Source organism: Paraburkholderia caffeinilytica (genome assembly GCF_046030355.1).
Lineage (GTDB): Bacteria > Pseudomonadota > Gammaproteobacteria > Burkholderiales > Burkholderiaceae > Paraburkholderia > Paraburkholderia caffeinilytica_B.
In genome coordinates, this window is the sequence record NZ_JAQQCQ010000003.1 from 405,043 (window position 1) to 427,100 (window position 22,058).

Annotated in this window: 18 protein-coding genes and 1 pseudogene; 8 read left to right on the forward strand and 11 right to left on the reverse strand. The window is 62.3% G+C overall.

The features are described 5' to 3' along the window. Nucleotides 1–25 precede the first annotated feature (25 nt). The 4 genes from PQQ95_RS06545 to PQQ95_RS06560 all read right to left on the reverse strand — a co-directional run bounded on the left by PQQ95_RS06545 (nt 26) and on the right by PQQ95_RS06560 (nt 8,127). Nucleotides 26–775 (reverse strand): IclR family transcriptional regulator, encoded by a 750-nt coding sequence (locus PQQ95_RS06545; protein ID WP_175048865.1) that lies wholly within the window; start codon nt 773–775, stop codon nt 26–28. A 249-nt stretch (nt 776–1,024) separates the two neighbouring features. Continuing rightward, complete coding sequence (locus PQQ95_RS06550; RefSeq protein WP_408435949.1) at nt 1,025–1,915, reverse strand: transglutaminase family protein; 891 nt, start codon at nt 1,913–1,915, stop codon at nt 1,025–1,027. After that, complete coding sequence (locus PQQ95_RS06555) at nt 1,912–4,587, reverse strand: circularly permuted type 2 ATP-grasp protein (RefSeq protein WP_408435950.1); 2,676 nt, start codon at nt 4,585–4,587, stop codon at nt 1,912–1,914. Before PQQ95_RS06555 ends, PQQ95_RS06550 begins: the two co-directional genes overlap by 4 nt. Nucleotides 4,588–4,638: 51 nt before the next feature. Continuing rightward, on the reverse strand, nt 4,639–8,127 hold the full coding sequence (locus PQQ95_RS06560) for a transglutaminase family protein (RefSeq protein ID WP_408435952.1): 3,489 nt from the start codon (nt 8,125–8,127) through the stop codon (nt 4,639–4,641). Nucleotides 8,128–8,147: 20 nt separating this feature from the next. Between PQQ95_RS06560 and PQQ95_RS06565 the strand changes: the two genes are divergently transcribed. Both PQQ95_RS06565 and PQQ95_RS06570 read left to right on the forward strand, forming a co-directional pair. Next, entirely contained in the window at nt 8,148–8,357 is a 210-nt protein-coding gene (locus tag PQQ95_RS06565; protein WP_408435954.1) for a hypothetical protein, read from the forward strand. 150 nt (nt 8,358–8,507) lie between these two features. After that, nucleotides 8,508–9,572: pseudogene (locus PQQ95_RS06570) on the forward strand (zinc-binding metallopeptidase family protein); the annotation flags it as partial. A 413-nt stretch (nt 9,573–9,985) separates the two neighbouring features. Here PQQ95_RS06570 and PQQ95_RS06575 read toward each other — a convergent pair. The 4 genes from PQQ95_RS06575 to PQQ95_RS06590 form a co-directional block, all read right to left on the reverse strand. Continuing rightward, on the reverse strand, nt 9,986–11,260 hold the full coding sequence (locus PQQ95_RS06575; protein WP_408435955.1) for a DUF3443 domain-containing protein: 1,275 nt from the start codon (nt 11,258–11,260) through the stop codon (nt 9,986–9,988). 11 nt (nt 11,261–11,271) lie between these two features. After that, nucleotides 11,272–11,721, reverse strand: coding sequence for a DUF2844 domain-containing protein (locus PQQ95_RS06580; RefSeq protein ID WP_408436135.1), 450 nt, complete (start codon nt 11,719–11,721; stop codon nt 11,272–11,274). Nucleotides 11,722–12,349: 628 nt separating this feature from the next. Beyond that, entirely contained in the window at nt 12,350–12,775 is a 426-nt protein-coding gene (gene phaP, locus PQQ95_RS06585) for a TIGR01841 family phasin (RefSeq protein ID WP_408435957.1), read from the reverse strand. Between the two features lie 424 nt (nt 12,776–13,199). Further along, nucleotides 13,200–13,433, reverse strand: a complete 234-nt coding sequence (locus PQQ95_RS06590; protein ID WP_408435959.1) for a hypothetical protein — start codon at nt 13,431–13,433, stop codon at nt 13,200–13,202. Nucleotides 13,434–13,602: 169 nt separating this feature from the next. Here PQQ95_RS06590 and PQQ95_RS06595 point away from each other — a divergent pair, with 169 nt between their 5' ends. Continuing rightward, nucleotides 13,603–14,373 carry a DUF4410 domain-containing protein gene (locus tag PQQ95_RS06595; RefSeq protein WP_408435961.1) on the forward strand — a complete coding sequence of 257 codons (771 nt, stop codon included), beginning with the start codon at nt 13,603–13,605 and terminating at the stop codon, nt 14,371–14,373. 163 nt (nt 14,374–14,536) lie between these two features. On the opposite strand, the gene PQQ95_RS06600 is transcribed toward PQQ95_RS06595, so the two are convergent. Continuing rightward, nucleotides 14,537–15,634, reverse strand: a complete 1,098-nt coding sequence (locus PQQ95_RS06600) for an NADH:flavin oxidoreductase/NADH oxidase (protein WP_408435963.1) — start codon at nt 15,632–15,634, stop codon at nt 14,537–14,539. Between the two features lie 87 nt (nt 15,635–15,721). Between PQQ95_RS06600 and PQQ95_RS06605 the strand changes: the two genes are divergently transcribed. Then, a complete protein-coding gene (locus tag PQQ95_RS06605) occupies nt 15,722–16,051 on the forward strand; it encodes an ArsR/SmtB family transcription factor (RefSeq protein WP_408436138.1) in 330 nt (109 codons plus the stop codon). A gap of 76 nt (nt 16,052–16,127) precedes the next feature. Here the strand turns inward: PQQ95_RS06605 and PQQ95_RS06610 are convergent, their stop codons facing one another. Next, nucleotides 16,128–16,253, reverse strand: a complete 126-nt coding sequence (locus PQQ95_RS06610) for a hypothetical protein (RefSeq protein ID WP_408435965.1) — start codon at nt 16,251–16,253, stop codon at nt 16,128–16,130. A gap of 25 nt (nt 16,254–16,278) precedes the next feature. On the opposite strand from PQQ95_RS06610, the gene PQQ95_RS06615 reads away from it, so the two are divergent. Continuing rightward, entirely contained in the window at nt 16,279–17,934 is a 1,656-nt protein-coding gene (locus tag PQQ95_RS06615; protein ID WP_408435967.1) for a phospholipase D-like domain-containing protein, read from the forward strand. 20 nt (nt 17,935–17,954) lie between these two features. On the opposite strand, the gene PQQ95_RS06620 is transcribed toward PQQ95_RS06615, so the two are convergent. Next, nucleotides 17,955–19,211, reverse strand: a complete 1,257-nt coding sequence (locus PQQ95_RS06620; protein WP_408435969.1) for a flavin-dependent oxidoreductase — start codon at nt 19,209–19,211, stop codon at nt 17,955–17,957. A gap of 297 nt (nt 19,212–19,508) precedes the next feature. Between PQQ95_RS06620 and gtdA the strand changes: the two genes are divergently transcribed. From gtdA to maiA, 3 genes are all read left to right on the forward strand, one after another. Next, nucleotides 19,509–20,561, forward strand: a complete 1,053-nt coding sequence (gene gtdA, locus PQQ95_RS06625; protein ID WP_408435970.1) for a gentisate 1,2-dioxygenase — start codon at nt 19,509–19,511, stop codon at nt 20,559–20,561. 59 nt (nt 20,562–20,620) lie between these two features. Beyond that, nucleotides 20,621–21,319 carry a fumarylacetoacetate hydrolase family protein gene (locus tag PQQ95_RS06630; protein ID WP_408435972.1) on the forward strand — a complete coding sequence of 233 codons (699 nt, stop codon included), beginning with the start codon at nt 20,621–20,623 and terminating at the stop codon, nt 21,317–21,319. A gap of 79 nt (nt 21,320–21,398) precedes the next feature. Beyond that, nucleotides 21,399–22,043: a maleylacetoacetate isomerase gene (gene maiA / locus PQQ95_RS06635; RefSeq protein ID WP_408435973.1), complete on the forward strand. Its 645-nt coding sequence runs from the start codon at nt 21,399–21,401 to the stop codon at nt 22,041–22,043. Nucleotides 22,044–22,058 lie beyond the last annotated feature (15 nt).

The following is a 22,058-nucleotide window of genomic DNA, read 5'->3' on the forward strand; positions in this document are numbered from 1 at the left end:
TATGGCCGCGAGCGGCCCTGCCCGATCAATCGGTTTGCATATGCTCGGAAATAGCGCGGGCCGTACGTAGCGTCCCGTCGATGAATTGGCTTTCGCGGCCGATGGCGCGCGTGGACGGCGCCATCAGCGTAATCGACGCGCTGCTTCCGGCGCCGCGTCCGCTGCGATGAAATATCGGGGCGCTCACGCCCCACACGCCCGGATCGACTTCACTGTCGCTGACGGCGTAGCCTTGAGCGCGAATCTGTTCAAGTTCGGCTTCGATTGCGGCACGGCCGGCGGGGTCGTTGTCGAAGACGCTATCGAGCACTTCAGTGCGCGCCTTGTCGGCCATGAATGCCAGCAACGATTTCGCCGAAGCGCCGGCTTTTAGCGGTACGGCGCGGCCTTTTTCGAACGAGCAGCGCAACGAGTGCTGGCTGTCGACCATTTCCAGGCACATCACCTGATGCTTGACCGCGACCACCAGCCCAATGCTTTCCTGCGACGCACGCGCCAATTGCTGCATTTCCGCACGGCTCGCTTCGACGAGCAGCGAATTCACGTCGAAGCCGAGCGCGAGCTGCAGGCTGATCGGACCCGGCGCGTAATGACCCGCGTTTTCAGCGACGAAACCCCAACGCTTGAGCAAGGCGATCTGCCGATACAGCGTACTTTGTGCGAGACCGGTGACAGCGAGCAGGTCCTTGACCGACATGGCCTTGCCATGACTGGCGAGCGCCGCCAGCACCAGCAGCACCCGTTCAGCCCCTGTCACACTCTGTTCCGCGTTCACGATGAAAACTACCCACAATGAATAATGGAATCAGAATGCCAGAACATTCTCGGATTTCAAAAAATGGATTCCCGGTGAATGGGAATGATGAGAGAGGGTTTTCCCGGAAGCGGGATAAAAGAGCGTGCCGCAACGGACGCGCGGCACGTGGAGTGAGTTCGTCTGACCAGAAAGCGGCTTGCTGAAGAGCTAAATGAAGGGCTAAACGAAGGGCTAAAGCGAGTTGAAGCAGCCGGTAAAAGCGGCGGCTTAAAGCGCCAACACCGTCACCCCCACTTCAACCCGATGCGCCCCGCCTCCCAGGATCATCCCGCGCAGCAACGACACGTCGCTATAGTCACGCCCGATTGCGAGCGTCACGTGATCCATATCGGCGAGCACGTCATTGGTGGGGTCGAGATCGATCCAGCCACTCTCGGGACAATAAACGGACACCCACGCATGCGAGGCATCCGCGCCGATCAACCGCGGCTGCCCAGGCGGCGGATCGTTACGCAGATAACCGCTCACGTAACGCGCCGGCAAACCCAGCGAACGCAAACAACCGATCATCACCTGCGCGAAGTCCTGGCATACCCCGCTCTTCAATTCGAAAGCCCGGTCGGCCGGCGTATCGAACATCGTCGCCGACGGTTTGTACGCGAAGTCTTCGTGAATCCGGTGCATCAGATCGATCGCCCCCGCCACAATCGGCATGCCAGGAGGAAAGCTCGGCAGCGCATAAGCGCGCAACGACGGCCGCGGCACGATGTTCGGCGACGCAAAGCAGAACTCCACTTCGGGCCGGAATTCGCCGCCTACCCAGAAACGCAACGCGTCCGCCACCTCTTCCCATTCAGGCGTCTCGTCGGGGTCGAGATCGGTCCAGCGCGGCGTCAGCGCCACCGTGGTTTCGCTGACGAGTTGCAGGCGTTCGTGCGGGGCATCCAGCGCAAAGTACAGAACGTCATTGCCGAATGCGTCGATACGGCTGGTCTGATACGACGGCTCCGGTTCGATCTTTTCGCTGTGAGAGACCACACGCTGCCACGCACAGGCGATCGGCCGGATCGTCGCGAGATGCTGGGCGGTCTCCACATAGGTGGAGTAGTGGTAAGTCGTGCGATGCGAAACGGACAACACGGTCGGTGTATTCTTCATGACCACACCTGCGATGCCACCGTACTGGCATGACTGAAATAGCGCGCGCTGATCTCATGCGCCGCCGCGCCGACATAGCCGCCAATCTGATCGCACACCGTAATCAGGTCGGCGTATGAATCGTTTTCGTCGATGGCGCAGAGCAATTCGAGCGCCGGTAAAGAAGCGGCAGGCGGCATCAATTCCGCAAACGGACGATGCCGCATACTGCCCGCGGCCACGGCGATCTCGTCGAGTTTCTTGCGCAGGCGCTCATAAACGCCATAGACGCCGCGCGGGTTAGTCGGCTCGATCACCAGCAGGTCGAGCAAGGCCGGCACTTCGAAACGGCCCGGATACAGCGAGCGATATGTCAACGTGCTGTCGAAAAATTGCAGCAGCAGATCGAATCCGGCCGGCGTCGAGAGTTGGCCCTTATCGGCGACCACACGCACAAACGACGTCATCGCCGACACGCGTTCGATGTGCCGTCCGACAAATAGCAGACGCCACGCTTCGTCGCGTGTCATGCGGTCACCTTGCGCGCCGCTGATCGCCGATAGCTGCACCGACAGGTGCTCGAGCGCGTTCATCAGCGTCACGCGGTCGTAACGATCGTAGCGTTCGCCGCGCTCAGCGCGACCGTTGCCATTCGCGCCGCTCTGCGATGAACCACTACCGCTGCCGCCACCACCACCGCCATTGCCATTGAGACCCGCAGCCGGCATCAAGGTCTGCAACGCATCGCGGAAGTCATTACGCGCCGCGAGAATCGTGCGCCAGTGATCGTTCGACAGACGCCCGCGCACTTCGCCATTCGCCCGTGCCTGGCAACTGAGGTTCTGACCAATGCCCGCAGCGCCGGTGCTCTCACTCAGATTCGCGACCAGCGCGCGCTCGAATGCTTGCGGCGAATACGGCGAGGACATGTCGCCGGCTTGCACGAGACCGCAATGCATCGCAAGCTCGACCAGGGTCGGGAACATCGCGTCGGCATCGTTGCCTTCCAGCGAGCCGAGAATCAGCCGCAACAGCCGCACATTGTTTTCCGCGCGTTCGCCGTAGCGTCCGGCCCAGAACAGATTTTCCGCCGCGCGGCTCGACACGGTGCGATGCTTGCGCGCGAGATCGGCGGGTTGCATCGGCGAAGGCAGCAGCGTGAAGGTCGACGTCGGCTGACTCGACAATACCCACGTGTCGACGCTGCTGCCGCCGTATTGCATCGACACGGTCGCCCGGCGCTCGGCGGCCATTCGCGTGAAGCCACCTGGCATCACATGCCAGCCGCCGTTGACGTCGGCAATCGCATACACACGCAACACCGATGGCCGACGGCCGATGGTGCCGTCTTCGTAACGCGGCGTGCAGGAAAAGCGTTGCGGCTGCTGGATCGTATAGGCGTCGGGCATCGCTTCGATGCGTTCACGCCATGTCGATAGCCGTTGCCTGCCGTGCTCGATGCCAGGTGGCGCATCGCGCGCCGCGACCGGCCACGTCGGCACGATGAACGCTTCGTCCAGCCGCCCGAATGCGTGGACGCGCGCCGCCTTTTCGCCGCACCACCAGGTCGCCACGCTCGGCAGCACGAGGTCCTCGTCGAGCAGAACCTCGGCGATGCCCGGCAGAAAGCCATGCAAGGCCGGTGATTCGACAAAGCCCGAGCCCGGCACGTTCGACACGATCACATTGCCCGCGCGCATCACCTGCAACAGGCCCGGCACGCCGATGCTCGAATCCGCGCGCAGTTCGACCGGATCGCAGAACGCGTCGTCCAGACGGCGCAGCACGACGTGCACGCGTTCGAGACCGGCGAGCGTTTTCAGATACAGCATGTCGTCACGCACGGTCAGGTCTTTGCCTTCGACCAGCGTGACGCCGAGATAGCGCGCGAGAAACACGTGCTCGAAGTAGGTTTCGCTAAATGGTCCAGGCGTGAGCAACGCAATATGCGGCAAACCATCGGCGCCGGAACTGTCGTGCGCCATCGTGGCTTGTGCGGCCTGCGCGAGCGTCGCGATCAGTTGCGAATAAGTCGGCGCGAGGCGGCTCACGCGCATCGCGCGGAACGGTTCGGCGAACAGCGTCGACACGATCAGCCGGTTTTCCAGCGCATAACCCAGGCCGGACGGCGCCTCGGTGCGATGCGCCATGACGGTCCAGTTACCGTCGGGCGTACGCGCCAGATCGACGGCAACCACCTGCAGGTACTGTCCGCCAGGCGGCGTGAAGCCTTTCACGGATCGCAGATAGCCCGGATGCCCGAACACCAGCGCGGGCGGCAACTGCCCACGCTCAAGCAAGCTCTGCGGCCCATAAATATCGGCGACGATGGCATTGAGCAGATGGGCGCGCTGCGTCACGCCACGCTCGATATGCGCCCACTCGGCCTCGCTGATCAGGAACGGCAGCAGGTCGAGCGCCCACGGGCGCGGCTCGCCGTTATCCGCGTAGACGTTGTAGCTGATGTCGTTGTCGCGGATCTGCTGCGCGATCGACGCGTAGTGATCTTCCAAACGCGCGATGCCGTCTTCGCCGAGCCGCTCGAAGAATTGCCGCCACGGTTCGCGCAACGCGCCTGAGGCGTCGCGTAACTCGTCCCAATGTCCTTCGGAAGCCGGCAAGAGCCGTAATAAGGACGAAGCGTCCGCGCGGGCGGCGGACGTTTCGAAGGGAAAAGTCGATTGAAAGGCCAAGGTCGTGTCGTTCTTAAAGGTGGGCTGCCGCTTTTTTTTCAGTCTACCAGGTTACCAGTAGCGCAGGTCCAGCGTGAACGGAAACTCGAGGCTGCGCTGCGGTACACCGACCGTGAGCGGCCCCGGCGTATGACCCGAGGCGAAGAAGCGCGCGCGCCGCCTGCTCTCTGCCTCATACGCGTTGACCGGGAAGGTCTGATAGTTGCGCCCGCCCGGATGAGCGACATGATACTGGCATCCGCCCACCGAGCGGCCCGTCCATGTATCGATCAGGTCGAAGGTGAGCGGCGCATCCACGCCGATGGTCGGATGCAGCGCCGAGGGTTGCGACCACGCGCGAAAACGCACGCCGGCCACATATTCGCTGACGCGGCCCGTCGGTTGCAACGGCACCGGCACGCCGTTCACGGTCACCACATGACGGTTGGCGTTCAAACCGAGTGCGCGCACTTCAAGCCTTTCCACCGACGAATCCACGTAACGCACCGTGCCGCCCGGCGACCCCTCCTCGCCCATCACGTGCCAGGGTTCGAGTGCATTGCGGATGGTCAGCGAGACGCCGTCCACCGTGGTCTCGCCGACCAGCGGGAAGCGGAATTCGAAGTGCGGCGCGAACCAGCTGCTTTCGAAGGCGAAGCCCGCCTGATTGAGTTCGCCGAGCACATCGTCGAAATCCATCTTCGCGAAGGTGCCGAGCAGGAAGCGGTCATGCAGCTCCGTACCCCAGCGCGTGAGCCGCTGCGTGTAGGGCGTGTGCCAGAAGCGCGCCACCAGCGCACGCAGCAGCAACTGCTGCACGAGACTCATACGTGCATGCGGCGGCATTTCAAAACCGCGCAATTCGAGCAGGCCAAGGCGGCCGGTCGGACCATCGGGCGAATAGAGTTTGTCGATGCAGAACTCGGCGCGGTGCGTGTTGCCCGTCACGTCGATCAGGATGTTGCGCAACGAGCGGTCGATCATCCACGCCGGCAGGTTCGCGCTGTCGCGGCCGCCGAGCAGATCAATCTGCCGCTGCAACTCGCGGAACGCCACTTCGAGTTCATACACCTGATCGTTGCGCGCTTCGTCGACACGCGGCGCCTGGCTGGTCGGCCCGATAAAGAGCCCGGAAAACAGATACGACAGCGACGGATGGTTGTGCCAATACGCGATCAGACTCGCCAGCAGATCGGGACGGCGCAGGAAAGGACTATCGGCAGGCGTCGCGCCGCCGAGCACGAAGTGATTGCCGCCGCCGGTCCCCGTATGCCGGCCGTCGGTCATGAACTTCTCGCTGCTCAGATAGCTTTCCGCCGCGGACTGATACAGATACTCCGTGTTGTCGACCAGTTGCTCCCAGCTCGAAGCCGGATGAATGTTCACCTCGATCACACCCGGGTCAGGCGTCACCTGCAGGACCTTCAGGCGCGCATCGCGCGGCGGCGGATAGCCTTCGAGCACCACCTGCATCTGCAATTCGGCCGCCGTCGCTTCGATCGCGGCGAGCAGATCGAGGTAGTCGTCGAGTTCGGTGAGCGGCGGCATAAACACATGCAGCAGCGAGCGGCCGCTGCCGAACGCTTCGGTTTCCGCTTTCGGACCGGCTGCGCGTTTCGGGTCGCGCGCTTCGACGCAAATCGCCGTGCGCAATGTTTCCTTCGACGACTGCCCCTTTGCCGGCGGCGACTGATCGCCCGGCTGAGGCGCAAAGGCCAGCACGCCGCTGCCCGCCATGCCGCTCAGCAAATCCGCTGCCGACGACGACAACGCCGCCGCACGCCGCGCATCGGCAGAACTCAAGGTGCGGCGGGACTCCCCGTCGCCGTCGCTGTCGTATTGCATGCGCAATTGCGCGGCCGGGCGCAACGGCACCGGCGGCGCGAACGGATCGTGCGCGTGCTGATACGGATAGTCGGTCTTCGACACCCATGGCAGCGAATCGAGCGGCAAGCGATAACCCATCGGCGAGTCGCCGGGAATCAGGAACATGCGTTCGTCGCGGAAGAACCAGCGGCCGCTGACCCACTTTGGCGCCTCGTTCGGCACATCGCGTTCGCGCGCGAGCGGCAGGACAAAACCGGTCGCGCCGCCCAGGCCCGCATCGAACACGCGCCGCAGACGCACGCGTTCCAGCTCGTCGTCCAGACGCGCATCGAGCGGATCGACGTTGACCGGCAGGCGGCGCTCACGCCACAGGTAGTACCAGACGTCTTCGAAGCCGGGCTGGATGCAATCCGTGTCGAGCGACAGCTTGGTCGCCAGATGCGAGAGGAACCGTTGGGCGTCGTCGGCCGTATAGGTGCCCGGCTCGCGTTCGTCGGCGAAAAGCGCCGGGTCTTGCCAGCACGGCTCGCCGTCGGCGCGCCAGTAGAGCGACATCGCCCAGCGCGGCAACTGTTCGCCCGGATACCACTTGCCCTGACCGATGTGCAGAAAGCCGTTCGCGCCGTAGCGCGAGCGCAGCTTGTCCATCAGCGCGACTGCGTAGCCGCGCTTGGTAGGGCCGAGCGCGTCGGTGTTCCATTCGGCGGCGTCGCGATCGCGCACCGACACGAAGGTCGGCTCGCCGCCCATCGTCAGGCGCACGTCCATCTCGGTGAGGCGCTGGTCGACCTGCTCGCCCATTTTCAGCACGTCGCTCCACACTGCTTCGCTGAACGGCCTGGTGACGCGCGGCGTCTCCAGGACCCGTTCGATCGACATGGTGTGCTCGAACTCGACTTCGGATTCGTCGACTGCGCCGGAGATCGGCGCCGCGCTGCCGGGTTCGGGTGTGCAGGCGACCGGAATATGGCCCTCCCCGGCGAGCAAGCCGGAGGTCGGATCGAGACCGATCCAGCCCGCCCCGGGCAGGTAGACCTCGCACCATGCGTGCAGGTCGGTGAAGTCGACTTCGGTGCCGCTCGGGCCGTCGATAGATTTGACGTCGGGCGCGAGTTGCAGCAGATAGCCGGAGACAAAGCGCGCCGCCAGCCCCAGTTGCCGGAGCGTCTCGACCAGCAGCCACCCCGAATCGCGGCACGAGCCCGCCGCGCTCACGAGCGTTTCCTCGGGCGTCTGCACGCCGGGCTCCATACGGATCAGGTAGCGGATCTCGCGTTGCAGCCGTTGGTTCAGTCCGACGAGGAAGTCCGCGGTAGCCATCGGCGTGCGGTCGATACTCGCGACGAACTCGGCGAAGCGCGGCGTCATCGGCCGCTTGACGCGGTACGGGGCGAGTTCCAGCGCGAGGCCGGGCGCATACTCGAACGGAAACTGTTCCGCCGACGGTTCGAGAAAGAAGTCGAACGGGTTGTAGACCGCCATCTCGGCGACCAGATCCACGGTCACCTTGAACTCGCGTGTCTTCTCGGGGAATACGAGGCGAGCCTGATAGTTGGCAAACGCGTCCTGCTGCCAGTTGATGAAGTGTTCAGCCGGTTCGACCCGCATCGAATAAGACAGAATGGGGGTCCGGCAATGCGGCGCAGGCCTGAGACGCACGACCTGGGGCGACAGCGCAACCAGCCTGTCGTAGCGGTAATGTGTGACATGATTCAACGCGACGCGTATGGACACACCGGACTCCTGGACAAGGGATGGCAGCCCGCCAAAAAGCAAGCTTCATGCCGTTGATCAAAAAACCGCTCGAACTGCCTGTATTGCCCGGACGACCGACTGCTGCGAAGTTTGCCGCCTCTGCCGACCGTCCGGTCGATCGATCTGCGCGCCTTTCTACTGCCTTTTCGGCGGACACGCACCAAAGCGGCGCAGTGCCGATGCACGATCATGTACGTAATGTGCGTTAAACCAGTGACGTCTGGCAAATGCGGCATGAAGATTGCGCATCGTCTTCGCTCTCGCAGGCGCGCAATGGTGCCCGGCAGCCGGGATACGGCCGGCTGGTGCAACGCCCCGCCTGCTGCTCCACGACTGCTACCCATCAACAGGTCCGATCGATGAAAACTTTCCACTGCAATCGCTGCTCGCACCTTGTGTTCTATGAAAACGTTCGTTGCGAACGGTGCGAGGCCTTGCTCGGATATGTGCCTGAACTGGCCGAAATCAGCGCCTTCGAAGAGGCCGGCGAGGGCCGCTGGCGCAGTCTGCATCCGAATGCCGGGGGCGCGCTGTTCCGGCAGTGCCACAACTACGCGGTCGAAAATGTCTGCAACTGGATGATCCCCGCCGACTCGCCCGACACGCTGTGCCGCGCCTGCCAGCTCACCCTCACGATACCGAATCTGAGCGCGCCGGATAACCGGCTCTACTGGTACCGGCTGGAGATGGCGAAACGGCGTCTGCTGTACACGCTGGCCGCGCTCGGCCTTGACGTTCCATCGCGCCAGACCGATCCGGAGCACGGCCTCGCATTCGAATTTCTCGAGGACGGCGGCGACGGCGAACGCGTCATGACCGGCCACGACAATGGTCTCATTACGCTGAACATCGCCGAAGCCGACGACGCCTACCGCGAAAAAGTGCGCAGCGCGATGGGCGAGCCCTACCGCACGCTCCTCGGCCACTTCCGCCACGAGACGGGCCACTACTATTTCAGCCAGTTGATCGAAAACGATCCGCGCTGGCTCGAACCCTACCGCAAGCTGTTCGGCGACGAGCGGGCCGACTACGGCGAAGCGCTGACGGCTTACTACCGCGACGGCGCACCGAAGGACTGGCAGGCTTCCTATATCAGCGCCTATGCGACGATGCATCCCTGGGAAGATTGGGCGGAGACGTGGGCGCACTACATGCTGATTGTGGACGTGCTGGATACGTCGACCTCGTACGGCCTCGCCTTGCTGCCCGACGACCCGAGCGAGCCGACGCTGACCGACCGCACGCCCGTCGAAGATGCGAGCTTCGAGAATCTGATGAAACGCTGGTTTCCGCTCACGTATGCGTTGAACAGCCTGAACCGCAGTCTCGGCATGCCCGACGGCTATCCGTTCACGCTGGCGTCGCCGGTCGTGGACAAACTGCGGTTCGTGCATCGGGTGATTGCGGCAGCCGGCGACAAAACGCAACCGCGCGAAGCGGCGACGCCGGTGAGCGAAACCGCGGCGGTGCAGGCGCCGTTAGAAACGACAGCGGCCGGCGCACCGCAGACGACGTCCGCGCCACCCGCCATGCAGCCGGTGGCGCAAGGTGTGGTGTCACAAGAACCGCCGCCACAACCGGCTCAACCCGTCGCCCAAGTGGTGGTGTCGCAGGACTCCGCGCAGGCACCCGCCACGCAAGCGGTCGCTTCTTCAACACCGCCGTTGCAATCCGAACCCACCATCGTCAAAACAACACCGCCCGGGCGGGCCGCGCGACGTCGCTAGTGCGGTTGCAACACTCACGTCTTGCGCGCTGTACGCAACCATAAATAAAAAGCCCGCTGCCGAATCAGTCGGCAACGGGCTTTCTCGACAGGCACGCCTCGCTATATCGCTCAATACGCGACGTAAGGCCCCGTCCCGCCCGGTGTCGGCTGCTGCTCGACGGCGGCGTACACGTTGCGCCCGTAGAAGAACGGCAAGCCCCAGTCGAAAATCGACGACGTCACGAAGGCCGGTCCGGCCAGCAGCGGCAACGCTGAATCGCCGCTGTACGTCTGGGAGATCATCGTGGCATTGCCGACGCTGAAGTTCACCGTGCTCGTGACGCCGTTCGCCCCCTGGATCATTGCACTCAACGGTTCGGTCGACACCGGGCAGTAGTACGCGCTATTGGGACTCGCGCACGTCGGCAAGCCACTGGTCTGGAAGAACAGACCGGTCGAGCCGCTGTCCAGAATACTGCTGGAATACGTCGTGCCGTTCTGCACCGTCGTAAAGGTGCCATTCGACGGACTCACCCCGATTACCTGCGCGCTGCCCAGCGAATTGTTGGTCTGCGTACCGATGCCGAACACCAGTTGCCCGCTGACGGACTGCGCACCGCCCGACACCATCGGCAGGCTCAGCATGGAACCGTTGTTGTCGGTGGTGAAGTACGGAACCGGATTGGCGACCTGCAGCGCTTCGGCGAGCGGAATCGACGTGCAGGACGTGCCGCTGCAGCCGTAATACGTGCCGGCCACCGCCTGTTGCACACAGTTCGCGCCGCAGTCGTGCTTGAACACGCCGATGCCCAGAATGCCGTTGGCCTGCAACGTGCCCGGCGTATTACGCGACGCGCCGACGCTCGCGCAATCCGACGGCACCGAAGCGTAGTTCGGGTCGATCACCTGAATCGGCAGCGAGGCCGCTTTTTCACCGGCGATCTGCAGGTCCGCGAGCTTCACCGCGCCCCACGTGTAGCCGTCGAAGAACTGCATGCATTCGGCAACCAGATTGCCCGAGGCGTCCTTCTGTTGCGGCAGCGTCATCGACGCGGGCAATTGCGAGGCAAATACGCGCACGCCCCACGAACCGGTATCCACCAGGATGTGATCGATGGTTTGACACTGGGTGGTGCCGGGCGCGCAAATCGTGATGCTGACGAACGGCATGTTCGGCACATTGCTCACGCCGGAATCGACCGTTACGCGCACCGCGTTGGCGGCCACCACTTGTGGCGAAGGCGACGTGTTGGTGACGGTGGGACCGGCCGAAAGGCTCGTCGTGCCGGAACTCGACGAGGAACCGGAACCGCCGGAGCCCCCGCCTCCGCCGCCGCAGGCACTCACGAGCAACGCGAGCAGCGCCGCGCACAACAAGGTAACGAACGAAGACGTATGACGCATGATCCGCTCCGTTATTGAATGACACTGACATCGACGCCCGCAGGCACCGCTTGCGGCAGATAGGCATAGCCGGCAAACGCGCGCAGATGCCCACCGGAATAGATCACCAGGTCGCTGCTGGACACCGCGAGCGGCGTGCCGCGCCGCGTTGCGGTGGCGGCGACGTATTGGTCGAACGAGGTGCCCAGCATGGATTTCAGATCCGGCAGCGTCGGGCCTTGCCACGCGACACCGAAGACGATGCCGTTGGGCGCCACGTACTCGCGCACCAGCGTGCCGGACGGCATCGTCATCAGGTGCACCGAATACGCACTTTGCGTGCTGGCGGTATGCGCCACTGCGTGAAGGCGTGTCTGATCGCTGTCGACGGTACTGACGTTCTGGCCGAGCGTGGCGTGCGCGGCAAACGACAGCGCGCAGCTTGCCCCGAGCATTACGCGAGCAATGCTTGTAGAGAGCATCGGTTTCAAGAGATTTCCTTCGAGGTGAAACGCTCGTGTCCGGCGGGTGAGCCGATCACGAACGGGAATCCAGGGGCGCATTCCTGACCGGCGGTGCCGGTTCTGCATTCACACCGGTTGGGTTGCGTAAATGCGTCTACGGAGTGGCGGCGCGAAACTTTAGTCAGCGCGAAGGGGCACGGCAATCGTTTGCGGGGCGATTCAAACCTTCTACGCGCCAGACGCCGTTTTAATCTGTTTGATATTTGAGGACAGGATCACCAAGGGGCATCGCTTCCGCGCCCATTTTTCCGATACGCGCTGTTTAAAGCGAACACACTCATCGAATAGCGAGGCCCCAGCAGAAAAAATACCAATGCGCGTCGCATGCCACAAGCAATGTAAGCGCTCGCTGAATAATTCGCCTCGACCAGCCTGTTTCATCTGATCATTGCGGCGCATACGGATGTCTTTTGTGTGAAGAGAAAGTCGCGTATGAACGCAGTTCGATGCGGCAAAAAAAATGCCGCGGATAACTTGATCGTCATCTGCGGCATCGGGTACTTCACTGCTGCTTTATGGCAACTTCATGGCAACTTCGGCAAGCCGCGCCGGATTCGAATCGGGCGATTCGATGCGGCAGCGTCCGTTACTTTTTCTGCTGCTGCAAGAGTGATTTAAGCTCCTGCACATTTTCTTCTACGCGTTTTGCGATCACGGCATACGACTCGGCCTGCGTTTGATACGCGGCTTGCGCCAACTGCTGCATGTCGGCGAGCGATTTATGCAGGCTTTGCTGGATCAGTTCGGCGGCTTTCGCAGGAGGCGCAGCGCCGCCGGCCGACAGTTGCCCCGTGAGGGACTGCAATTCGCCCAGCGTGGCGCGCAGCATCTCGGTCTGTTTCTGCGCGAGCGACTGCATGCCCTGGAATGCCGTCTGGTTCGCCTGAACGAGTGCTTCCACGTCCTTGCGTCGCGCTTCCATGATGGCGGGTACGTCGAAGCCGGGAAGCTTGAACTGCTCCAGCATTTTGGTGAAATCGCCAAACGGATTGGTGGCGTCAGGTCGGTCCATGCGAAATCCTCCTTAACGGTTGAATACTCGCCCGCAGTGCATCGCCGCGATGGGTTTCTCCGGCATATGCACCAGTGGCGTCGCGTGCGCCGCACTCCCGCAAAGGCGTGCTGCTTCTGGGGTCGGACGGCACATTGCATCAATCATGCGCCATCCGGCCACATTGCGCCAGCGGGCACACCCTGGCGTCGAGCGTCTCTTCATCCGTTTCAGTTTCATCGTGCCGGCACGCATGCGCGTTCACTTCCAACGTTCGTCTTCATACACCGGTAATTTCAACCCATGAACACGGATCCGGCAATTCGTCCCGATGCAGAATCGGTTGGAAGCGCTCCCGTCGAAAAGCAGCGCAGCCGTTCGGCGCGCTGCGTTAGCTTTCGCACATAGCCGCCTCACTGACCACTTTTCATCTTCCATCAGGTGATTAGGATGAGAGCACCCCAACGCTGGTGCCTGGTGAACAATGCGCTATCCGCTGAATATGGCCGTCGCCGCGGTCCTTCTCGTTCTGGTTCTTGGCTGCATCATCAAACTCGCCTTGACTTGACACCTCCGCCGTCGCTTTCACCCCATGCCAAACCCGCTCCGCAGCTGCATGTTTCGCCGTGACATTGCGCGAAATAATTGTTGAATGGAGTTCGGGAAGTGACTCACTCATACTTCGTCTCGCTGCCGGTGCGTACGAAAAAAGACGCATGAGATCAAGGGTGCTTTACGTGAAAATGCGCGTGCGAATGCGCTCCCGATGATCAACGATCCCACGGTTGCCCGATCATCGGAAGATGCGTTCGCAACGAACGGCACTGCGTGCCGACGACAGGACGAACATGTTGACTTCAGTGAGTTTCCTCAAAAAGAATGCCGCCCGTTTTGCATGCATTGCAATGGTCTGCTGCAGCGCGCTCCTGACCGGCTGTGCCGGCGGCAGCATCAACAATGCGACCCAAGCCAGCGCGCAGCCGCAGGTGCGCCCGGACAACATTTATGTCTACACCTTCGACAGCAATCCGGATCAGGTAAAACTGGACAACGGTGGCATGCTGAAGAAATTGAAGTCGCAATTCGACGGCTCGACCGCTGCGGAAAAGCAATCGGCCGATGCGATTGCCGTACGTGACCAGGTGGCCGATGAAATCGTGCGTCAATTGCAATCGATGGGGCTGCGCGCGATTCGCTCGGACATCCCCGCGCCTGCTGACCAGAACGTCCTGCTCGTGCAAGGCAGCTTCGACACGATCGACGCGGGTAATCGCCGCCGCCGTGTGCTGATCGGCCTGGGTGCGGGCAAGAGCGAGGTGAGCGGCTCCGTGCAGATTCTGTACAAACCGGCAGGCGGCACAGCGCGACTGGTGCAAAGTTTCAATGCTACCGGCGACAGCGGCAAAGCACCCGGCGTGGTTGCAACAGCCGGCGTGGGCGCCGCGGCCGGGAGCATCGCGACTTCCGCAGCGGTGGGCGGCGGCTTGCACGCAGTCTCCGAAACCAGCAAGGCCGGTGTTGCTGCCGACGCCAAACGCCTGGCTGACGCGGTGGCAAAACAGGTGGCGCAGATCGGCGTAAGCGGCGGCTGGCTCTCGACGGAGCACCTCAAAGGATAAGCAGCCCGCAGCAGGTTCGGACTGTTGTAGATGGCGCGTGGCGGAGAGTGAATGGAATTCACACCCTGCCACGCGCATTTTTACGCCTTCACAGCCTTCACAGCCTTCGCAGCCTTCACAGCCTTCACAGCCTTCACAGCCTTCATGCAGCGTATCGCCGCGCTCAAGCGACGGCGTAACGTTCGAGCCAATGCGCGTACGGCGCCGGCAGCGTCCACGAAGGACGTTCAATCCCCAGCTTGCGCGCCGCATGGTACGGCCAGTGCGGATCGGCCAGATGCGCGCGGCCGACCATCACCAGGTCCAGTTGCTCGTTCCTGACGGAGCGGTCGGCCAGTTCCGGCGTATCGATGCCCCACGCCGACGAAACGGCGATGCCGGCTTCGCGGCGCACACGCTCAGCGATCGGCGCAAGAAACGCCGGTGCCCATGGAATACGTGCCGCGGGCGTGGAGAAGCCCACGCTGACGCTCAGCATATCCAGCCCTTCGCGCTTGAAATTCTTCGCCAACTCGATCGATTCGGCGAGGGTTTCCTCATCGCGCCCGTCGTACTCGATCACGCCGAAACGCGCCGTCAATGGCAGATGCTCGGGCCACACCTTGCGCACCGCGGCCAGTGTTTCCAGCAGGAAGCGGCTGCGGTTTTCGAGGCTGCCGCCATACGCATCGTCGCGTTGATTGGAGTGCGTCGAGAAAAAGCTTTGACCCAGGTAGCCGTGTGCGAAGTGCAGTTCGAGCCATTCGAAACCCGCATCACGCGCCCGCCTGGCGGCGGCGACAAAATCTTCGCGCACGCGTGCGATGTCGTCGAGCGTCATTGCTTTCGGTACTTTCGGCAAGCCACCGCCGAAGGCGATCGCCGACGGCGCGATAGTCTGCCAGCCGCGGGGATCGTTGTCGGCGATGTGGTCATCACCTTCCCATGGCCGGTTAGCGCTGGCTTTGCGGCCCGCGTGACCGATCTGGATGCCCGGCACGGCGCCCGCTGCCTTGATCGACGCGACCACCGGCGCGAAAGCCTGCGCCTGCTCGTCGGTCCAGATGCCCGCGCAGCCCGGCGTGATACGGCCTTCGGGCGACACAGCCGTCGCCTCGACGATCACCAGCCCCGCACCGCCACGCGCCAGACCGGCGAGGTGCACGCGGTGCCAGTCGTTGATCAGGCCGTCTTCGGCGGTGTACTGGCACATCGGCGGAATGGCGATGCGATTGCGCAAAGAAACGTCCTTGAGCTTGTAGGGCTGAAATAATGCGGACATCAGGCTAAACTCCTGTGAATAAGCTTGTACGGTAGTTCGATAAACATCGAACTATGGAGTATGGCAGAAACCCTTATCATCTGCACCATGCGCACATATACCCATCCTGCCGCTGAGGACTTCACGCTCGGCCGGCTCTTTCATGCTCTTAGCGACCCAGTGCGCCTCGAGATCGTCCGTCAGCTTTCAACAGTCGACGAGGCCACCTGCGGCGACCTCGACGGCGGCCGTCCCAAGTCGAGCGTCTCCCATCACTTCCGGATCCTGCGTGAAGCGGGACTGGTACGCACACGCGTTGCCGGCACCGTGCATCAGAATTCGCTGCGGCGAGCCGAGCTGGATGCACGATTTCCGGGCTTGATGGAGGCGATCATCAAACAGATCGTCAATGAACCGGCGCTGAGCGAACCCGCTTGATTGCCATTGCTCAGGATTGCCTGGCAGCGGTCGCCGTGGTGACGGCGCCGGCGGCGAGATTGTTACAGCGGCCGGCTCAGGCCGCGGCCGCATAGGTCAAACTGACCGGTAAATCCTGCATTGCCATCGGCAACCTGCACAGGAGCGCCTTACTGCTGTCATGGCTGCGCCACATCACCGCGTCACGCTGTGCATGAGTCATTCCGTCCTCGTCATGGAGACATCTCATGCTGACCGCCTGCGCTGGAATCGTGTCGCAATCCGCCCTCGCACGCTACACCGACGGCGGCGCTGAGTCCGCATCGATCGATATACGGGGCGTGCTCGATGCGCACGCCGAATCGTTCCGGCACGCAGGCGTGCTGTCCGTGCGCAGCGGCTTGCAGTGGCCCGCATCTGGCGACACGGCCGCACACGCGATCGTCGTGACCGTCATGGCGGACAAGCTTGCCACGCTGCAGGCCGCGCTGCCACAGCAGATCGACGGCGTACCCCTCGACGTACGCGCTGCGGACGCAATGGAATCGATGCAAGCGCTCGACCCTTCACGATATTGTGCACTGGCGGACGCTCGCCACGAATTGCGGCAGCCTTTTTTCGCGGACCAGGTATTCTTCGACAAGCAAGGCAACCCGCTTGCCAATGCGCCCGCACCGCTGCTGGCATTCGCTGCCGCTCGGCCGCACAAAGAGGAGATTGCGTATACGCCGGCGCCCGGCGCGAATCTCGATCCGGTGACCGGACAAGTCACGCTGGTGCTGCATGCAAGTCCTGATGCCGGATGGGCAGAGCTATCGAACTTCATCGCCGGTATTCGCGAAGAACTGGTGGTGGGTATGTACGACTTCACCTCCGCGCACATTCTCACCGCCGTGGAGACCGCGTTTGTCGACGGCAAAAAACTGACGCTCACGCTCGACCATCCCGCGAAGAATCCCACCGCCGATCAGACCGACGAGCAAACCCAGACCGATCTCTCGCACCGCCTCGGCGACCGCTTCGCCGGCACCTGGGCGCTCACCAACGCCGACCCGAAGGCGCCCGTCTGGATCTATCCGAACGCGTATCACATCAAGGTCGCTGTGCGCGAAGACGATACCTTCTGGCTCTCCTCGGGCAACTGGAACAACAGCAATCAGCCCGAGATCGATCTGTCGAACGTGGCGGCCGCACGCAAGCTCGCGGAGACGTCCGATCGCGACTGGCATGTGATCGTCACCAACAAGGCGTTGGCAGACACGTTCCGCGCCTTCCTGCAGCACGACTATACGGTCTCTCACGACGCGATCACGCAAGCTCGGGAACAGCATCGGGCTGTTCAAGGCGCGGGCGCCGTCGCACTCGAAGTTCCGATCGAAGCGTTTGCCACCGGCCGCGCTCCCCACCAGTTCTTCGCGCCGAAGACCTTGTCCGGGAGCGTAACGATCCAGCCGCTACTCACACCCGATAACTATCAGCCTCATGTTCTCGCGCTCATCGAGTCCACGCAGCAGCACTTTTACATGCAGACTCAATATATCCATCCGAGCGGACGCCCTGACGATGCGGAACATGACGCGTTGATCGCGGCGCTGAAGGCGCTGATCGAGCGCGACCTCGACGTGCGCCTGATCACCAGCCAGTTTCAGAACGACGCATGGGTCGAGAAGCTGATCGCCGCGGGCGTGCCGTCGTCCGTATTGCGACGGCAGGCGAATGTACACAACAAGGGTATTGTCGTGGACGGCAACGTCGTTCTGGTCAGTAGTCAGAACTGGTCGGCGGACGGCACGCTACGCAATCGCGATGCGGGCCTGATCATTCATAGCGCCGAGGCCGCGGCTTACTTCGAGCAGATTTTCCTGCACGACTGGAATTACCTGGCCTCGCCGGTAAGCAGTTGAGGAGCTTGCAGTGGGTTGCATCACCCTACCCGTTGCTTTGCCTTCAGATCGTCGAGATGAAAACCGGCCACCGTCTTGTACTGGTTCGCGATCTGACTCAGCTCCTCCGCACTGACCACGTCTTCGATCCGCTCGAAGCGCTGCCCTTGCGTGCGCTCATAGACCACCTGCAAAATCCGGTCGGGCGGCGCCTTGCGGTTCATCAGCACGACGTCGCCGGTCGCTTTGACGCGCGCCCGGTCGTAGGCTAGCAGCGCTTCCTCGCACACGCCCAGCTCCGCGCAACGGTCCGCCAGAAAGCGAGCGTCCAGAATCGCCTGCCCGGCGCCGTTCGAGCCACGCGGCACCATCGGATGCGCCGCGTCCCCCAACAGCGTAATGCGGCCAAAGGTCCAGCGTGGCAGCGGATCCTGATCGACCATCGGATACTCCAGAATCGTCTCCGTTGCTTCGATCATCGCGGCCCCGTCCAGCCAGTCGAAATGCCAGTCCGCGAATGCCGGGAAGAAATCGGCGAGTCGCCCTTTTCCGTTCCAGTCGCGGCGCGCAGGTTGCGGAGCCTCGATTTCGGCGACCCAGTTCACCAACTGATTACCCGCGGCATCGACGTTATCGCGGATCGGATAAATGACCATCTTGCCGTGCGTCAGCCAGCCGGCACGCACCATGCTGCCACCGGTAAGGAACGGCGGCGCTACGATCGTTCCACGCCACATGTTGAAGCCGGAATAGCGCGGCGCGCCTTCGTCCGGATAGAACTGTTTGCGAATTACCGAGTGAATGCCGTCGCACGCCACGATCGCCGCGCCGCTCGCGAGATACTCGTTGCCGGCGCTGTCGGCAAAGCGCGCGATGGCGCCCGTTTCGTCCTGAGTCGCGCTGATACAGCGGCGGTCAGTTACCACGCTGTCTGGTCCCAGGCGTTCAAGCACCGCCTTCAGCAATACGCTCTGCAGGTCGCCGCGATGAATTGAGAACTGCGGATGATCGTATCCAGCGAAACGCCCGGCCGGCTCGCGGTAGATCAACTGGCCATGGCGATTGAAAAACACCGATTCCTGCGTCGTCACACCTACCGCGGCCAATTCGGCGAGCAGATCGAGTTCCGCCAGTTCACGCGTTGCGTGCGGCAACAAGTTGATGCCGACCCCGAGTGGCCTGATTTCAGGCGCCGCTTCGAAAATCCGGCTCGCAATCCCTGCCTTGTGCAACGTCAGCGCCAGCGTCAGCCCGCCAATCCCTGCACCGACGATGACAACCTCACTATCCTTTTTCATCTGTCTCCTCTTTCGTGTTGGGCGCTAAACCGCGCCGTTGAATCTGTCTCCTTCTCTGCGAGAATGTTCACCATTTACGCAGACGTCTGCCGAAATATAGTGAGCCGTTTCTGCTTCGTCAAGCGGTTCATCTGGACAACGGAATTCATTTGACATGGCGATCGAGATTCAATATCTTTTGACATACGTCTGCCTATTATTCGTCAGAACACTGCCAGACATCCTCACGTATCGCCGGATAAACACACATCGTTCGACGAGACACCGAGATTTCAGAAAAAGGACAGGAGACAAGCAATGAACACCAGCCTTCCCACGTCAGACAGGAAAGCTTTCTACGCGCAGATCCGCGAACTCAACATGACGCCCCTATGGGAATCGCTCAGCACGCTGGTGCCGCATCAGCCCAACGGGCCCTGTGTGCCCGCACTATGGAAATGGCGCGACGTACTGCCCTACATCGAGCAAGCCGGCACCTTGATCACGGCGGGGGAAGCCGTGCGCCGCGTGCTCGTGCTGGAAAACCCCGCGCTGCCCGGAAACGCCAGCGTGACGCAATCGCTCTATGCCGGATTGCAACTGATTCTGCCGGGCGAGGTCGCGCCAGCCCATCGCCACGTGCAATCGGCATTGCGCTTTATCGTCCACGGCCGCGGCGCCTATACGGCGGTCGACGGCGAACGCACCACCATGATGCCGGGCGATTTCATCATCACCCCGAGCTGGACATGGCACGATCACGGCAACGACGGCATTGACGGCGAGAGCGAACCGGTCGTCTGGCTCGATGGGTTGGATATCCCAATGATTCGTTTCTTCGATGCGGGCTTCGAGGAAAAGAGCGCGGCAATGTCGCAACGCGTGACCCGCCTCGAAGGCAACGCACTCGCGCGCTATGGACACAACCTGTTGCCGGTCGACTATCAGCCTTCATCGCCTACCTCACCGATTTTCAGCTACCCGTACGACCGCACGCGCGAGGTGCTCGACCGCCTCTATCGCGACGGCGAGCTCGACGCCTGGCATGGCATCAAACTGCGCTACGTCAACCCGGCAACCGGCGGCTGGCCGATGCCAACACTTGCTACGTTCATGCAGTATCTGCCGGCCGGTTTTTCCGGAAAACCGTTCCGCAGCACCGACGGCGCCGTGTATTCGGTGGTCGAGGGAACCGGACGCGCGGTCATCGACGGCCAAAGCTTCGAGTTCGGCCCGAAGGACCACTTCGTGGTGCCGTCGTGGAAAACCTTCACGCTGCACGCGAACGACGATGCGATTCTGTTCAGTTTTTCCGACCGGCCAGTGCAAGCCGCGCTCAACATCCTGCGCGAAGAAAAACTGGACGCGTAAGCGCGGCACAAGCCATCGCTGCGTCCGCACAAAACACAATCACACATGGAGAATATTCAATGAGTCTGGTCTTTGAGTCCGCACCCGCGGTAACAGTCCCGGTTGCCGGTTCGGATGACGCGTTTCCCGTGCGCCGCATTTACTGCGTCGGGCGCAACTACGCCGCCCATGCGCGCGAGATGGGCTTCGACCCTGATCGCGAGCCGCCGTTTTTCTTCTGCAAACCGACCGACGCCATCGTCTACGTCGCGCCGGGCACAACGGGTGAGTTTCCGTACCCGTCCGAAACGGACAACTGTCACTACGAAATGGAACTCGTGGCCGCAATCGGCAAAGGGGGCAAAAACATCGCCGTCGGCGATGCACTCGGCCACGTATTCGGCTACGCGCTCGGCCTCGATATGACGCGCCGCGATCTGCAAATGGAGATGCGAAAGATGGGCCGCCCATGGGATATCGGCAAGGCGTTCGATCACTCCGCGCCGATCGGCCCACTACATCGCGCTGAACAGACGGGGCATCTGAAAGACGGTTCGATCTGGCTGAATGTCAATGGCACCTCGAAACAACGCGCGGACGTCTCGCAACTGATCTGGTCGGTCGCGGAAACAATCGCATATCTGTCGCGCTTCTTCGAACTGACGCCCGGCGACCTGATCTATACCGGCACGCCGGAAGGCGTCGGCGCAGTAGTCAAGGGCGATACGATGCACGGCGGCATCGACGGGCTCGGCGAATTCCAGGTCAAGGTAGTCTGATCAACTCACGTCATTTCGGAGCGTCATGCGAGCACTACTAGCGATGCCCGCATGACGCTCCGTTTATCGGGGATATTCCGTGCAGCTTCACAATTTTTTCCGTAGTTCCGCATCGTATCGGGTACGGATCGCGCTGGGTCTGAAAGGCCTGCCGTTCGACTACCTGCCGGTGCATTTGTCACGCGACGGTGGCGAACAATTCGCGCCCGCCTATCGCTCGCTCAGCCCGGAGGCGCTCGTTCCCGTGCTCAGAGACGGTGAGGTGTCGCTCCATCAGTCGCTTGCGATCATCGAGTACCTGGACGAACTCCATCCCGAGCCTCCGCTATTGCCAGGTGACCCGCTCGGCCGCGCCACGGTGCGCGCGCTGGCCCTGGACATTGCCTGCGACATCCATCCGCTCAACAATCTGCGCGTACTCAAGTACCTCGGAGACAAGGCCGGAATGTCACAGGAAGCACGAGACGCCTGGTATCACCACTGGGTCCACACCGGCTTCTCCGCGTTGGAAACACGGCTGGCTCAGCGTCACACAACGGGCCAGTTCTGCTACGGCGACCAACCGACGCTGGCCGATCTCACACTCGTGCCACAGGTTTTCAACGCGCAACGTTTTAACGTCGATCTGAACGCCTATCCTGTGCTCAGCCGCATCGCGCAACGCTGCGAGCAATTGCCTGCGTTCGCTGCGGCGGCCCCTTCGCAACAGCCTGACGCACAGTAAGCTACGCGGATGACG